The following is a 15,585-nucleotide window of genomic DNA, read 5'->3' on the forward strand; positions in this document are numbered from 1 at the left end:
CGAAAATCACTGGAGTTACTTGAAAATTTATTTGTTTTTTCCACCAACACTATTTGACAAAGAGCCTAAATTAATATTTTTTTATACGTCAAATATAAGTTTAAATCGTTTATATAAAACACATGCTTTGATTAGATAGTTTATAGTTAAAGATAATAAAAAAAGAGTTGAAGAAATTGATTGATTCACCAATTTACAACAACTCTAAAAATCTTCAATATTTTAAAACTTACTTTTCTCTAATTTCATTAATAGCTTTCTCTAATTTTTCAGCTTTTAATCCAAGTACTATATGTACCTTTTCATTTGTTAATCTGATAACTTTTTTAGCTCCTAAAACTGCTATTCTCTTTTCATCAATTAGATTACCATTTTTAACAACAACTCTTATTCTAGTCAAGCAAGTATCTACACTAACTATATTCTTTTCTCCACCTAAAGCTTTTATATAAAGTTTTCCTATTCCCAAAAGTTTCTTATCTTCAACTTTATCCAAGTCTATACAATTTACTCTCTTTAATTTTGCAATTAAACTATATTTTCTTACAATTACAAAAATAACAACTAAAATAATTATTCCTATTACAATATACAGCCCCTTGGCAGATTCCATATTCTCCTCCAAAATTTTACTTTTTTATATTAATTATACTATATCCCTTTTAATAAAACTTGTCAAGTTTCGATAATTCCTCCACCTAAAACAAAATCTTTATAGTACAAAACTAAATGTTGTCCAGGTGCTAATTGTGGTGTACTTTCATCAAATTCAAAAAATACCTCATTATCTTTGATTTTTATCTCTCCTAAATCACCAAAACTTGAAAATCTTGGTCTTCCTATTAATTTTTTTCCTATTAATTTATCTAATTCAACTGGAGATTTAAACTCTAATAATTTAACCTCTTTTTTATATAACTCTTCATAATCTCCTAAAATTATCTCATTACTCTCTTTTTTTATATTTACAATAAAGTGTGGTTTAGGTAATTTTAAGCCTAACCCTCTTCTTTGCCCTATTGTATAAAGCTGATATCCTTGATGTTCTCCTAAAACTTTGCCATCTTTATTCAAAAATTTACCTTTTTTTATCTTATCTCCAAGATTTTCTCTCAAGAAATCTATATATCCATTTTTAGCAAAGCAAATCCCCTGACTGTCCCCTTTATCATGAACTTTTAGCCCTATATTTTTAGCTATCTCTCTAATCTCAGATTTCTCATAATTATATAGTGGGAACTTTAATCTTTCGATTTTATCTCTGTCCAATCTATATAACATATAACTTTGATCTTTTCTCTTATTAATCGAGATCTTTAAAAGATAACTTTCAAACTCATCTAAATATTCAACTGAACAGTAATGCCCTGTGGCTACATATTCAGCATTCTCCTCATCTGCTATTTTAAAAAGAGTTTTCAATTTTACCCTTTCATCACATATTACACATGGTGAGGGGGTAATTCCATTAGAATACCCATCTAAAAAGTTTTCTATTACCTCTTTTCTAAATAACTCCTGAATATCTACAACAATATGTTTTATTCCTAAAAAATTACATATCTCTTTAGCTCCTGCTATCTCTAATTTTAAACTTTTTTCCTCATTATGATCAAGGGTAACTCCGATAACTTCATATCCTTCACTTTTTAAAAGATAGGCAGCTACTGAGGAGTCTACTCCCCCACTCATTCCTATTACAATTTTCTTTTTATCTCTCATCAATCTCCTATTTCCTTTTTATCCTCTTGAGAATCATTTTTACGAGAATTTAATATTCCTGAACTCAATGTTATTCCTAAAGAAAAATTTAATAAAAATATTCCTGTTAAAGATTCAATAATTACAAAAAATTCTCCCCAAAAAGTCAATGGATAAATATCTCCATAACCTAAAGTTGTTAAAGTAACAAAACTAAAATAAATATGTTTAAAATAGAAATACAAAGTTGTATTTACATTTTCCATTCCATGAAATGCCTGACCATCATAACATATATTTATAACTGAATATAGTGCCCCAAAGCTTATTCCTAATGTTATATATGTTAAAAGAGTAATTACAATATCACTACTTTTTACCTTTCTTCTATTTAAAATTATATCTGTTACACAATATTTTATCAAAACTACATGGCTAGTAAAAAGCAAAAATATATTTACTATATAAACTAAAACATATAGTTCTTCATAACTCACTCCACCTATACGCTCTATATCTAAACCAAAAATAATTATGGTTATTGGCATAAATATAATATAGTAAACTATAAGTAAAAGTGCTTTTAAAACTCCATCTTTAAAAATCAAATTTTTTCTAGCTATTACTATTATAGGAAAAATACTTATAAACAGTATTGGTATCTGCTTAAAAGTTTGATAATTTAATTTAAATATATTTATTGTTTTTAAACTAAAAAGTTGAAAAACTATTGGCAACACCACTGATATTACTCCTGTTATCTTAGTTAAAAACACTATAAAATCATAGTTTTCACTTTTTTTTAACTCTGAAATTATCATTTTTAATTTTAATCTTATACTGAGATTATCTCGGATAATATCTACTAAATATCCCAAATCTAAATCGTTTCTTAAAAGTCGAAATATCATCTCTTTTAGATTTTTTAATTTCATTTTAGTCCCTCTTTATATGTATCTCTCCAATATTAGCAAACATTTTTTCTTTTTCTGTCACTATTTCCAATCTTCCATCACTGGCTATATCTCCAGCTATTCCTTTAATTTCCCAATTATTACCAACTAAAGTTATCTCTCTGTTTTTAAGATAATTTTTGTTGTTTATCTCTTCTAAAATAAAATTCCACTCTCCACATAAAAATCTTTTATACTGCTTTTTAAATTCATCTAATACAGTAAAAATAACATCTTCAACTATATATTTTTTTCCTGTGGATATAGTGAGAGCAGTAGCAATATCTGCTACTGCTCCCTCTAGTGAATTATTTATATTAATTCCTATCCCTATAACAAAAAAATCTTGGATTTTTTCAACTAAAATTCCACATATTTTTTTATCTTCAAGATATATATCATTTGTCCACTTAAATTTAAAATCTAAATTTTCAATTCTTTTCAAACCTTTTAAAACAGCTATTCCAGTAACTAGAGGTAATTTAGAATACTCTTCTATTGAGATGTTTTCTTCTACTTTTAATAGAAAACTAAAAAGAGCCATTCCCTTTTGTGATACCCAGTTATTGCCTCTTCTCCCTCTTCCATGAGTTTGAGTTTCAGCTATTGCTAAGTCATAATCTCTTTTATCATCTTTTCTTTTTAAAAAATCACTTGTAGAGTCAATCTCTGAAAATCTAAATATCCTCATTTGTCACCTCATTACATATATCTTACATAAAGATATACACTTGCTAAAATTAAAGTTTGAAAAGCTATAAGCCCACCAAATTTAAAGAATTTAAAAAAGTCTATTTTACAACCAGCTTTTGCAGCAGCTCCTACAGCAACTACGTTAGTAGCTGATCCTAGCATTGTTATATTTCCTCCTAGGCATGATCCAAAAGATAGTGCCCACCAAAAAGCCTTTGTCTCTCCTATCTTTTCAAATGTAGGAATCATAACACCTAAAATTTTAGAAATTGTTGCTGCGTTAGCAACATTTCCTATAATTGAAGTAAATCCTGCAGATAACCATGTTACTGCAAAAACAGCCATGTCAAATTTACCTGAAGTTATTTTAATAAGTTTATCTCCAACTATATTTATAATATTTAAGTTTTCAATTCCTCTAATCATCATAAATAGACCTATAAAGAAGAATAGTGTTTCCCATTCTACATTTTCAAATATCTCTTTAGGTTTTCTCTTAGTTATAACTACAAGGAATATCGCACCTGATAGAGATATAATTGCTAAACCTTTATTTATAAAATTATTTAATATAAATCCAATTAACACTAAAGCAAATATTACTGCTGCTTGTTTTAATAATACTGGATCTTTCAAACTTCTTGAAGAATCTAATTCCATTACTCTAGCTTTTAATTCATTAGATACCTTCATATTTTTACCATAGATAAGATATACATTTGTTATTAATAAAATCATTGATAATACAGCTACTGGAGCAGTATTAAGCAAAAATTCATTAAATCCTAAGTTTCCTTCAGCTCCTATAATAAGTTGTGTAGGGTCACCTATTAAAGTTGCTAGTCCTCCTATATTTGCAGACATTACTTCTGTTATTATAAATGGAAAAGGATCAAGTCTTAACTGTTTTGCCAACAAAATTGATACTGGTGCCATTAATAAAATAGTAGTTACATTATCAAGAAATGCTGAGCATAGTGCTGTTACTATTGCCAATAAAACTACCAATCTAAAGGGCTCTCCTCTTACCAACTGTGCTACCTTAATTGCAAACCATTGGAAAACCCCTGTTTCTGAAACTAAATGAACTATTATCATCATTCCTATTAAAAGAAATAGAATTTCCAATCTCTCTGAAATCGCCTCTAAAGCATCTTCCTCATTAATAATTCCCACAAGAGCCATTATAAGTCCACCTATCATTGTTGCCCATGGTCCAGGTACTTTTTCAGTTATCATTAAATAAAACACGATAAAAAATATAGCTATTCCCACTGCCATATATATCATAATTTTTTTCCTCCTTATTTAATCTAAATCCTTTCCCAAAGATTAAAAAAGTTTAAATATGAAGTACTTTTTTGATTATATCTGATCTTTTTATCATACCATAGTATTTTCCTTCGTCATCAAGAACATATAGTCTTGTAACTCCTTTTTTTACCATGATAAAGCAGATTTCCATAATCGGTGTTTTTCTGTCTATCTTTATATCCTCATCTTTTCTATATAGTTTTTCTATTGTAGTAGTAGATTCATTTACTAAATATTCTTCAAATGGTTCTCCTACTGTAAGGAAGTTTAAATCTCCCATTAGAGAAAGATAATCTGGCATTCCATAATCAATTAGCTCTCTCTCTGTTATCTCTCCTAAGAAATATCCATTTTCATCTACAACTGGTAATCCACTTGTTTGTTCAAGTATAAGTCTTTTTGCTATCTCTTCCAAAGTATTAGTTAAAAGAGCTGGTCTAATATCTGGACTTAAAACGTCTTCAGCAGTTATTCTATGATCAATTTCAATATTTGATTCTTGAATGTAACTAACTATTTTAGCTGCTCTTTTTTCCTCTTTTATTTTAGCTAAAAGATCTTTATGTTTTGTAGCTATTCTTGAAACAGCACTCATCACTTTTAAAATATTTTTATTTTTCAATACATCTGAAACAATTAAAAATACTAATTTTACTTCGTCTAATTTGTTAGTTGCTGCAATTTCAACTTCAATTGGATTTTCTAAAACTCCAATTGAAACTATAAAATCATCAAATTTTTCCATTCTAGCATGAGGAATAGCTATTCCATTTCCCATTCCAGTAGATATTTCTCTTTCTCTTTTAATAACAGATGATATAATTTGCTCTTTAAATTCTGAAACTTTTTTATCTTTTTCTGCTATTCTTCCTACCATCTCTTTTATTATCTCTTCTGGTGTAGTTCCCTTTAAGTCTGTAAATATAAATTGTGGGTCTAAATAACTTGAAAATTTCATATTTTCCTCCTTTAAATTTAATATCTCAAATTAATATAAATTATACTTAATATTACTGATTCTGCCACTACCAATATTCCATACTTAAAGAAATCCATAAAGCTTATATGTACATCAGCTTTTCCTGCTATTGAAACTCCAACTATATTTGCTGGTGCTCCAACCATTGTCATATTTCCTCCTAAACATGCTCCTAATGATAATGCCCACCATAATACATCTGTATTTCCTACAAAATCTGGAACTATACTTGCTATAATTTTAGAGAATGAAAGTGTATAAGGAACAGAACCTAAAATTGGTGATAGTATTGCTGATAGTACTACTACTACAGAACTTGTTAGCTCTAAATCTCCATCTGTAAATTCTACTAAAAGTTCTCCTATTTTAGATATAATTCCAAGTTTATCTACTCCCTCAACAAGAACAAAAAGTCCTCCAAAGAAGAATAAAGTTTCCCACTCTACCTTTTTATAAATCTCCTCTGGACTTTTCTTACTTAAAGAAAGTAATAACACTGATCCCATTATAGATATTATTGCTAGTCCTATATTTGTTACCATATTTGTTAAGAATCCTATTAAAATCAATCCAAATAAACAACAAGATTGAATTAAAAGAGTCTTGTTTTTAATACTTCTGTTAGGCTCTAAATCCATTATACTTGCTCTTAACTCTCTTGATACAACCATTTTTTTCTTAAATAATAGTTTTGCAGTAATTATTAATACTACCATATTAACAACTACTAATGGAGTTAAGTTAAATATAAAATGGTTAAAATCTAGTTTTCCCATACTTGCAATAATAAGGTTTGGTGGATCCCCTATCATTGTAGCTGTTCCTCCAATATTACAAGCAAAAATTTGCACTATAATAAATGGAAATGGATCTAGTTCTAGTTTTCTAGCTAACAGTGCTGTCATAGGAACTATCAATAATATAGTAGTAACATTATCTAAAAATGCTGAGCATATAGCTGTTACTATTGAAAGCATAATCAAAACCTTTATTGGATCTCCCTTTGCTTTTTGAGCAACTGTTATTGCTGCCCATTGGAAAATCCCAGTTTCAGACATTATCTCAACTACCATCATAAGCCCCATTAACAATAGAAAAATCTCTAAGTTTTTCCCTACTGCATGTAATGCTTCCTCTTGGTCTAAGATTCCAGTCAATACCATTAAACTACCACCTATTATAGCAGTTAAAGATTTTGGTTGCTTCCCAAAAAGAATAAAATAAAAAGATACACAGAAAATAAAAATCCCCGCAAAAAGTTTAAAATTCTCCACTTTATGCCTCCCCCTTAAAAAAATTTTCGGAGTCTAAGTAAAAATACTTAGTTCTCCTGATGAAGATACCCCCTCTATTTAGAGATGCCCACACCAAGAGAACTAAAGGTACAGCATAAAGTGCCCCTTTATTTATAACTTTTTGCCTTATATAATATTAATTTTACAAAATAGAGCTCTATAGAGTAAGTAACAATTATACATTACTTACCCTATAGTTCTCAATCTTTAATTAAAAAATATTATATAAAATATCTAAATAATTTTAAATTCTATTATACTTCTACTAAAATATAATAGACACCTTAAAAAGTTAGCTCCTTTATGGAACTTTTAACTTATACTAAATAAATTTTATTATCCCTTTAAATTTTTTTATTTTTTAAAATATTTTTGAAATCATTCCAAAACCAAATACTGGTCCTGTATGTGCCCCTATTGTTGCTCCAATTTCAAATCTTCCTCTATATTCCACTTTCTTAGAACTTTCACCTGTATTTTTTATACCATCTGCATTTGCAAGTTCCTTATTAGTTCCTCCCCATGCAGTATATAAAATTACGCTATTTTTCTTACTTTCACCTTTGATAAGTTTCTCCATATATGAAAAGGCTCCTCTTTCTCCAAAAGTTTTAGTTTCCACAGTAACCTCTCCATTTTCAAGTTTTAATACAGATTTTACCTTTAGCAATCCACCAATTATTGATGATGCTCTTCCTATTCTTCCACCTTTTTCTAAAAAAGTCAAGTCATTTACAACAAAATATACTTTCATTTTTTCTTGCATCTCATATAATCTCTCTAAAATTCCATCATAGCTTACACCTGATTTTACCATTTTAGCAGCTTCTAATACTTGATGTCCCAAAGCAAAAGTTACAGCTTTAGAGTCTACTATAGCTATATCTTCACCTCTTGAAAGCATACCTTTAGCCACTCTTGCAGCTTGTTGTGTTCCACTCAATCTACTAGAAATATGAATAGAAATAATTTTTTTGTATCCTTTATTAAATAATTTTTCATACATCTCTTTAAACTCAGCAGGAGAAGGTTGAGAAGTTTTTGGTATTACTCCCTCTGTTAATAATCTCTTCCAAAATTCTCTCTTGCTTATATCTACACCATCTCTATAATAGTTGTCATTTAACTTAATTTTCAATGGAATTATATTGATTCCTAAATCTCCAATAAACTCTTTTGTTAAATCAGATGTAGAATCTGTTACAATAGCAATCTCTGGCAGATCAGGATCTCTTTGCTCAATATAGATATAATATGGATAGTTTTCTTGCCCTGCTAAAAACTCATTGTATCTAATTCCTTTTACATCTCTAACAATCTTATTTGTTGCATCATTAGATTCTGCCCCAAGAACACTAAACACATGAAGTGTATCATCATTTATATATGTATTATAAATATTAGAGATTAACTCTCCCATATCTTTAGATTTATGTCCTATTTTTCCATTAACTAAAGCTATGTAATCTCCTACTTCAATTTGAATATCATCTACTTTTGTATTTCTAACAGCTTTTGTAATCTCAATAGATCTATTTTGAGCAGCTTGTTTAAGCACAGATTCAATATTTTCAAATCTATTTTTAACTATGAAATGCCCCTCTAGCATACTCTTAGTTTCTAATACTATAACCTCTTTATTAGATCTTTCTGCTGCAATTTTAGCTGCTGAAATAATATTCTTGTTATTAGGTAAAATAATTATTTTTTCAGCTTCTATTTTCTTAATACCCTCTTCAATATCTGCAACACTTGGATTTTGAGTTTGTCCACCAATCAATACCCCTGTTGCACCAGTGTCTAAGAATAGTGTTCCTAATTCTTTGTTATCAACTATTGCAAAATAGGCAACTGGTGACGCATTTTCATTTCTTAAGAAAATCTTCTCTGTTGATTGTAGTTGATAATTTTCCTCTTCAGTTAAAAGAAGATTTTTATGCTGAATCTCCATATTTTCTATTTTTATATTATTTAGATTTCCTAAAGCTCCAGCTATTTCAAGAACTTGTCCTGGATGATTTGTATGTATATGTGTCTTTGTCTTTTTAGAAGTTTGAGCACACACCATCGAATCTCCTAATGACATAATTTTAGCTTTATACTCATTTAGATCAAAAGAACCAGACTCAATTATAAACTCTGTACAATATTTAAATTTAATATCTTCCATCTCATGAGTTACTTCTAATCTCTCTTTTCTATTTGCTCTAGATCTTACTATTCTTTCCAAATCCTTTAACATCTCTGGATCTGTAACAGATTTTTCAAATCCTTCTAGAACATAGAATATTCCTTTTCCACCAGCATCAACTACTCCAGCTTCTTTAAGCTTTGGTAGTTGATTTGGAGTATTTTCTACAGCTTCATAAGCTACATTTTTTAGATGTACAAGGAACATAATAAAGTCATCTCTATCGCCTTGATATGCTACAGCCTCTTCAGCTACTCTTCTAATAACTGTAAGCATTGTCCCTTCTACTGGCTCTGACACAGCTTGATATGCCTTTTCCTTTGCCATAACAAAAGCTTTTATAGTATCATCAACTGTGATCTCCTCTTTATCTCTTACTCCATTTAAAAATCCTTGAATTATTTGAGAAAGAATAGTTCCAGAGTTTCCTCTTGCTCCAAGTAAAATAGCCTCTGATACTATCTCTACAAGTTCATTCATTGTAGGCTCGTGATTCATCTTAATTAACTCATTTTCAACTGATTGAAGAGTCATAGACATATTTGTTCCTGTATCTCCATCTGGAACAGGATATACATTCAAATCATTTAAAACGTCTGCATATTTTGAAAGCCATCTACTTGCTGCAATTAATAACTTTGTTAATCTTATAGAGTTAAGTACTTTTACCTCTATTTTCATATATTTTTTACCTCCAAATAATCTCTTATTTTATTTTTTTATTAAAATGTTGGAGGATTTACAACCCATATTGCTCTTGTCAATTTATCAGTGCTATTTTTAAATCTATGCTTTTGACTTGATTTAAAATATAGGCTATCTCCCTCATTTAGGCTATGTACAACTTCATCAATATACACATCTAGGCTACCTTCAAGTATAAAAATAAACTCCTCTCCATTATGTGTATAAAAACTTCTGCCACTTTCACCATTTGGTCCAATTTCATATAAGATTGGCTCCATTGTTTTATCAATATTTGAAGTAGTTAATAGTGCCATCTTTGTATTTGAATCAACACTTTCTATATATTTTCTCTCATTTCTTTTAACTACCTCCATGTTTTTAGTTTCCTCTTCATCTTCTATAAGGTAGCTAACTTTTACATCTAGTGATGTTGCAATTTTCTTTAAATTTTCAATAGAAGGAGAAGCCTTTCCTTGTTCTATTTGAGATAAAAAACTGGCAGAAAGATCCACTCTTGAAGCCAATTCTCTCAAAGATAGTCCCTTATCATTTCTACTTTTTTTTATTCTTTCTCCTATACTACTCATTACTCTCTCCTTTTTTTAATATTTTTATTAGGCTAAAAAGACTTTGCAACATTGCCCTTTCTCTAACTTTATTCCTTGATCCATTAAATATTTTTCTCTCTACATAAACTTTATCTTTTACTCTTATACCTATGTACACAAGTCCTACTGGCTTCTCTTGAGTTCCACCATCTGGTCCAGCTATTCCTGTTGTAGCAATAGCTATATCCGAATCTAGTCCTAGTACCATCTCTCTTGCAGTTTCCTCACTTACTGCACCATATTTTTCTAATGTTTCTTTTTTTACACCTAATCTCTTTATCTTAGCTTCATTACTATAAGTAACTACTCCCTCTTTTAAAACAGATGATACTCCTGGAACATCTACTAGACGGCTAGCAATCATTCCACCTGTACAAGATTCAGCAGTTGAAATATTCATTCCAAGATCTGTTACCATTTGAACTACTTTTTTCTCCAACCTATCTTCATCTTCTCCAAAAATGTACACGCCTATTTTATTATATATCTTTTCTACTATTTTTTCTACTTTATTTTTATTACTTTCTGTGCTTTGTAGCCTTATTAAGATACCATAATTTTTTACAAGAAACTCATAGTATATTCCATCTTCTGTAAAAAACTCACGTATAGACTCGTCTAATAGGGATTCTGCCATTCCAAAAGTTAGAACATCTTTTATATATATTCCATCTTTTAAAAGTTTTTTTTCTTTACTATACCAAGAGATAAATTTAGGAAACATATTATATAACTCTCTTGGCACTCCAGGAAATGCTGCTATTCCATCTATATAGATAGCTGGAGCCATTCCTACATCATTTTTAAAACTAACTGCCCCTTGAGGTTTCTCTACCTCTTTTACATTTATTTTTATAAAATTGATATTAGCTTTTTTAAATTTTTCTTTTAATTCTGCTAACTCATCATCTTCTACTATAAGTGGTTTATTCAGATATTTTCCTATAGCTTCCTTTGTTATATCATCTATTGTTGGTCCTAATCCTCCAGACATTATTACTAGATCAACATTTTTTTTAGCATAATCTATGGCTTTTAAGATCTCATCCATAAAATCTCTTACAGTTATTTTAAATTCAATCTCTATCCCATATTGATTTAACTCTTCTGCAATGTATAAACTATTTGTGTCTAACATTCCTCCATTAAGAAGTTCTGTTCCTACAAGAATTAAAGCTGCTTTCATTTGAAATGCCCCCTAAAAAAATATAGTCCAAATACATACTAATAAAAAATTTCCTATTATTCCTGCTAAGAAATCATCTAAAACTACCCCCACTCCATGTGGAAAATTTTGTGATTTATCTATTGGTCCAAGCTTTGTAATATCAAAAAATCTAAATATTACAAAGGCAAGTGCCATAGCTATCATATTTTTAGATGCTCCAACAGGATTTATTAAAAATAGCGTAGTTAAGTATCCTAGAACCTCATCTATTACAACATTTTGAGGATCTTTTTTCTTAAATATATCTCTTTCACAAATATCACAAACATATACTGCAACAGCAAAAAATGTGATTAAAAACATAAAATAAAATGAATTATATACCATATTATTAGGGAAAAATCTTCTAATATATGATAGCAATATGAAAACTGGTATTCCTCCTAAAGTCCCAAAAGTTCCCGGTGCTTTTGGAAGATCTCCCAATCCAAACCAAGTTCCTAAATCTCTTATAATCTTTTTATTTTTGTCCAATTTTAATATACCCCCCTTTCATAGTTGTAAGCACGGTATACTCCATTTCTGTCTCTCATTCCTTGTAATATCTCTCTAACTTCATCAGGAGTTTCAATGGTAAATTCAAGTACAACCTCATCTATAAATAGATCTGGCAGCTTTTTCATATCGTTTAAGATATTAAGAGGTTTTTCGAAGAAAATCTCACTGTTTCCAATTCTATTTTGTACCACTGTAAAACTATCTCCCTCAACATTAGTTATCTTTTCTCTATTTTTTCCAAGAATATCAATTTCAATATACATTCCCTTTAATCTTGAGTATCCTAAGATAGCTTTTTTAAGAGATGTTCCCCCTATCTCTTTTATTCTTTCAAAACTTAACTCTGGAGATAGAATAACAGTTTCAACACCTTTTATTTTTCCAAGTTCCTCTACTGTATATCTATTAGAGATATTCAAGTTCCAGTTAACTATAATCTTATCACTTTTATTTTCTAAAACTTGATATAAATTTGAGGCTAAATTACTATTTAAATCTTGCTCATTTAAAGCTCCCTCTCTAGCTATATCAAATCCTCTATTATAGATTTTTTCTATTCCAAACTCCTCTACAACTTTTCTTTGAGAAGCAGTTGAAACTATTGCAGATATAACTACATCCCTCTTCTCCTCTGACAATTTAGGAAGTTGATATCTTACACCTGCTTTTCTTCTATAACTTTCAACTAGCTTTTCTTCCAATTCAACAAGGGCATCTCTTCTTAAAGATTTAATTACAGATACAGGAAGAAAAATCCCATCTGAAATATATGTTTCTACTTCATTTAAAACAAATGTACTATCTCCTGTTTCCATAAGTTTATCTTTAATATCTTGAGATGTAACAGCTTTCTTACTAGCTTTTTCTATAACAGTATCTCCTACTTTTTCAACAATAATTTTTTTACCATTGTTATTTAAAGCTTCTAAAACTATATATGGATTTTTTCCAAGTTCAGCAAAGAATTTAGCTTTTATTCCAAATTTTTGATCTTGTTTCTTTAATTTTAACTCTATATTATCATTGATCTCTTTAGCAAAACTTTTGAATACATATTTACTTCCTCTTGGCACGTCTTTTAAAATTATAGCTTCTCCCACTTCAGCAGATTTTCTCTTATCTCTTGAGTTCTTTATCTCAATTTTATTAAGATATCCTCCACCAAGCTTTTCAAAATCTTTAGATAGATATATTATTCCATCACCAAGAACAACTCTATCTTTTAATTTTAACTCTTTACCAAAAACTATTCCTATCTCTTTTCCAAGATTATATGAGTAATTTTTATTTATAATTCTATTATCTGCACCATTAAAATATCCTTTGCTATACCCTCTATTAAATATTTCAGACACATTTTCTTGAACTTTTTCTCCATCTATAAGATTTTTATAATATCCTACTGTTTCAAAAACATAATTAGGATCTTTCATTCTTCCTTCTACTTTTATGCTTTCTATTCCAATAGATTTTAATTTTTGTATCTCATCATATCCATAAAGTTGATCTTTTGGACTTAATAGATACCCTTTCTTTCCTGTACTATCTGTATACTCTTTTCTACATGGTTGAGCACACATTCCTCTATTTCCACTTCTACTTCCTATAAAACTACTCATATAGCAGTTTCCAGAATAACAGATACACAATGCACCAGATACAAAGATTTCAAGCTCTATGCTTGTATTCTCTCTTATCTTTTTTATCTCTTCAAAAGTCATCTCTCTAGGAAGTACAACTCTTTTAAATCCTAATTTTCTAAGATATTCAGCTTCTACATGATTCCCTACTGTCATTTGAGTACTACCGTGAAACTCAATCTCTGGAAAATTCTCTTTCAGATATCTAAAATATCCTAAATCTTGAACAATAATTGCATCAAGCCCATGTTCATACAATACCTTTACATTTTCATAGAGAAACTCCATCTCTTTTTCCATCATAATAGTATTCAAAGTAAGAAATATTCTCACTCCTCTTTTATGTGCATAATCTAAAGCTTCTTTATATTCATCTAAAGTGAAATTCTCTGCATTTCTTCTAGCACCAAATCCCTTTAATCCCATATAGATCTCTTGTGCCCCTGCTTTTACAGCAGCATAAAATCTCTCCATATTTCCTGCTGGAGCTACTATTTTCATCTTCTACCTCTCATTTATTTTTTTTGTAGATTATAGTATACCACATTTACATTATTTTTTAAATCTTCCAAAGTGCAATTATTATTTATAATAATATCTGCTTTATCTATTTTGTCACTCATACTCATCTGTGATTCAATAATTCTCTCAGCTAAATCTATTCCATGTCTATCTCTTTTCATCATTCTTTCTAGCTGCACTCTTTTACTTATATAAACCACTATTACTGTATCACATAGGTTTTCCATTCCAGCCTCAAACAATAGAGGAATATCAAATATTACAATCTCATCTTCTTTAGTATTTTCTTTTTTATTTTTAAATACCTCTATAACTTGTGGATGAAGAAGTTCATTTAATTGTTTTAATTTATCCTTTTCTAAAAATGCTCTCTCTCTCATTTTTTTTCTTGAGATATTTCCATTTTCATCTAAAATTTCATTTCCAAATATCTCAATTATTTTAGCTACATTTTCCTCTTTTTCACTTAACTCTTTTGCTACTACATCAGCATCTAATACCTCTGCTCCAAACTCTCTAAAATAATTGCTTACAGTTGATTTTCCACTAGCAATTCCACCAGTAAGACCTACTATCATTTTTTCCACCCTCTTTTTAAGTATATATGTAACTATTTATGTTATCTATAAGATTTTCCTCACTAATATTTTAACTGAAATTTTACTTTCTGTAAAGTTTATTCAAACAAAAAAAGAACTGAAAATTCATTCAGTTCTCTCTTTTTATATGCTTTTTTAATTTTAATCTTTTACAAGAATTTTTTCTATTTCTGCTATATAGATAAGGTGATATCCTCCACCCTCTCCATTTGCATTATTTTCTCCACCATACCATTTTCCTGCAAATTCAGAATCCATAAAATCTTCAGGTCTAAGAGGAGTAGTACAAAGTTTTCTACAAGTAAAACTCATTCTTGCTTCTTCAAAGTAAGGAGTCTCTCCATCATGTGCTACTGTAAATTCACATTTTGCTATTTTATCTTCATCTCTTCCTGAAACTACTCCACAATATGCAAGTTTTTTCTTGAAAGATGGATCAAAAACTGTTAATGAGAATGTATCTGCTGCCTCTAAAAATTCATAAGTGTATCTTTCAGGACGTACTGCTACAAAAACAACATCCTTTTTCCACATTACTCCAAATCCACCCCAACCAACAGTCATTGTGTTTACTTTTCCTTCTTTTTCTGCTGTCATTAAAAACCAATCTTTTGCAAAAAGATTAAAAGTATTTTCTTTTAACTCAGCAGGTTTAATTTCATGAAATGCCATAATTA

Annotated in this window: 14 protein-coding genes; all 14 read right to left on the reverse strand. The window is 29.3% G+C overall.

Going from position 1 to position 15,585, the window contains the following annotated elements:
* Positions 1 to 229: 229 nt before the first annotated feature.
* Positions 230 to 613: a PTS transporter subunit EIIB gene (locus I6E31_06770; GenBank protein MCF2639677.1), complete on the reverse strand. Its 384-nt coding sequence runs from the start codon at positions 611 to 613 to the stop codon at positions 230 to 232.
* Positions 614 to 675: 62 nt separating this feature from the next.
* The gene (gene mnmA / locus I6E31_06775; GenBank protein ID MCF2639678.1) at positions 676 to 1,722 is read right to left on the reverse strand and encodes a tRNA 2-thiouridine(34) synthase MnmA; all 1,047 of its coding nucleotides are present in this window, start codon (positions 1,720 to 1,722) and stop codon (positions 676 to 678) included.
* Positions 1,722 to 2,636 carry a two pore domain potassium channel family protein gene (locus I6E31_06780; GenBank protein MCF2639679.1) on the reverse strand — a complete coding sequence of 305 codons (915 nt, stop codon included), beginning with the start codon at positions 2,634 to 2,636 and terminating at the stop codon, positions 1,722 to 1,724. The genes mnmA and I6E31_06780 overlap by 1 nt, the downstream gene beginning before the upstream one ends.
* 1 nt (position 2,637) lies before the next feature.
* Positions 2,638 to 3,345, reverse strand: coding sequence for a biotin--[acetyl-CoA-carboxylase] ligase (locus tag I6E31_06785; protein MCF2639680.1), 708 nt, complete (start codon positions 3,343 to 3,345; stop codon positions 2,638 to 2,640).
* Positions 3,346 to 3,356: 11 nt separating this feature from the next.
* Positions 3,357 to 4,637 carry an ArsB/NhaD family transporter gene (locus I6E31_06790; GenBank protein MCF2639681.1) on the reverse strand — a complete coding sequence of 427 codons (1,281 nt, stop codon included), beginning with the start codon at positions 4,635 to 4,637 and terminating at the stop codon, positions 3,357 to 3,359.
* Between the two features lie 52 nt (positions 4,638 to 4,689).
* Positions 4,690 to 5,619, reverse strand: a complete 930-nt coding sequence (locus tag I6E31_06795; protein ID MCF2639682.1) for a PTS sugar transporter subunit IIA — start codon at positions 5,617 to 5,619, stop codon at positions 4,690 to 4,692.
* Between the two features lie 17 nt (positions 5,620 to 5,636).
* The gene (locus I6E31_06800) at positions 5,637 to 6,914 is read right to left on the reverse strand and encodes an ArsB/NhaD family transporter (protein MCF2639683.1); all 1,278 of its coding nucleotides are present in this window, start codon (positions 6,912 to 6,914) and stop codon (positions 5,637 to 5,639) included.
* 382 nt (positions 6,915 to 7,296) lie between these two features.
* Positions 7,297 to 9,807, reverse strand: coding sequence for a DegV family protein (locus I6E31_06805; GenBank protein ID MCF2639684.1), 2,511 nt, complete (start codon positions 9,805 to 9,807; stop codon positions 7,297 to 7,299).
* A 41-nt stretch (positions 9,808 to 9,848) separates the two neighbouring features.
* Complete coding sequence (locus tag I6E31_06810) at positions 9,849 to 10,400, reverse strand: cupin domain-containing protein (GenBank protein MCF2639685.1); 552 nt, start codon at positions 10,398 to 10,400, stop codon at positions 9,849 to 9,851.
* The gene (locus I6E31_06815; protein MCF2639686.1) at positions 10,393 to 11,607 is read right to left on the reverse strand and encodes a CinA family nicotinamide mononucleotide deamidase-related protein; all 1,215 of its coding nucleotides are present in this window, start codon (positions 11,605 to 11,607) and stop codon (positions 10,393 to 10,395) included. Before I6E31_06815 ends, I6E31_06810 begins: the two co-directional genes overlap by 8 nt.
* A gap of 12 nt (positions 11,608 to 11,619) precedes the next feature.
* Positions 11,620 to 12,123, reverse strand: a complete 504-nt coding sequence (locus I6E31_06820) for a phosphatidylglycerophosphatase A (protein ID MCF2639687.1) — start codon at positions 12,121 to 12,123, stop codon at positions 11,620 to 11,622.
* A 2-nt stretch (positions 12,124 to 12,125) separates the two neighbouring features.
* Entirely contained in the window at positions 12,126 to 14,288 is a 2,163-nt protein-coding gene (locus I6E31_06825; protein ID MCF2639688.1) for a U32 family peptidase, read from the reverse strand.
* A 14-nt stretch (positions 14,289 to 14,302) separates the two neighbouring features.
* The gene (locus I6E31_06830; protein ID MCF2639689.1) at positions 14,303 to 14,887 is read right to left on the reverse strand and encodes a dephospho-CoA kinase; all 585 of its coding nucleotides are present in this window, start codon (positions 14,885 to 14,887) and stop codon (positions 14,303 to 14,305) included.
* A gap of 162 nt (positions 14,888 to 15,049) precedes the next feature.
* A complete protein-coding gene (locus I6E31_06835; protein MCF2639690.1) occupies positions 15,050 to 15,580 on the reverse strand; it encodes a flavin reductase in 531 nt (176 codons plus the stop codon).
* Positions 15,581 to 15,585 lie beyond the last annotated feature (5 nt).

Source organism: Fusobacterium varium (assembly GCA_021531615.1).
GTDB lineage: Bacteria > Fusobacteriota > Fusobacteriia > Fusobacteriales > Fusobacteriaceae > Fusobacterium_A > Fusobacterium_A varium_C.

Excerpts from the sequence above, each read along its gene's own strand:
- I6E31_06770 (MCF2639677.1), bottom strand. The coding sequence starts at position 613 with ATGGAATCTGCCAAGGGGCTGTATATTGTAATAGGAATAATTATTTTA.
- mnmA (MCF2639678.1), bottom strand. The coding sequence starts at position 1,722 with ATGAGAGATAAAAAGAAAATTGTAATAGGAATGAGTGGGGGAGTAGAC.
- I6E31_06780 (MCF2639679.1), bottom strand. The coding sequence starts at position 2,636 with ATGAAATTAAAAAATCTAAAAGAGATGATATTTCGACTTTTAAGAAAC.
- I6E31_06785 (MCF2639680.1), bottom strand. The coding sequence starts at position 3,345 with ATGAGGATATTTAGATTTTCAGAGATTGACTCTACAAGTGATTTTTTA.
- I6E31_06790 (MCF2639681.1), bottom strand. The coding sequence starts at position 4,637 with ATGATATATATGGCAGTGGGAATAGCTATATTTTTTATCGTGTTTTAT.
- I6E31_06795 (MCF2639682.1), bottom strand. The coding sequence starts at position 5,619 with ATGAAATTTTCAAGTTATTTAGACCCACAATTTATATTTACAGACTTA.
- I6E31_06805 (MCF2639684.1), bottom strand. The coding sequence starts at position 9,807 with ATGAAAATAGAGGTAAAAGTACTTAACTCTATAAGATTAACAAAGTTA.
- I6E31_06810 (MCF2639685.1), bottom strand. The coding sequence starts at position 10,400 with ATGAGTAGTATAGGAGAAAGAATAAAAAAAAGTAGAAATGATAAGGGA.
- I6E31_06815 (MCF2639686.1), bottom strand. The coding sequence starts at position 11,607 with ATGAAAGCAGCTTTAATTCTTGTAGGAACAGAACTTCTTAATGGAGGA.
- I6E31_06825 (MCF2639688.1), bottom strand. The coding sequence starts at position 14,288 with ATGAAAATAGTAGCTCCAGCAGGAAATATGGAGAGATTTTATGCTGCT.
- I6E31_06830 (MCF2639689.1), bottom strand. The coding sequence starts at position 14,887 with ATGATAGTAGGTCTTACTGGTGGAATTGCTAGTGGAAAATCAACTGTA.
- I6E31_06835 (MCF2639690.1), bottom strand. The coding sequence starts at position 15,580 with ATGGCATTTCATGAAATTAAACCTGCTGAGTTAAAAGAAAATACTTTT.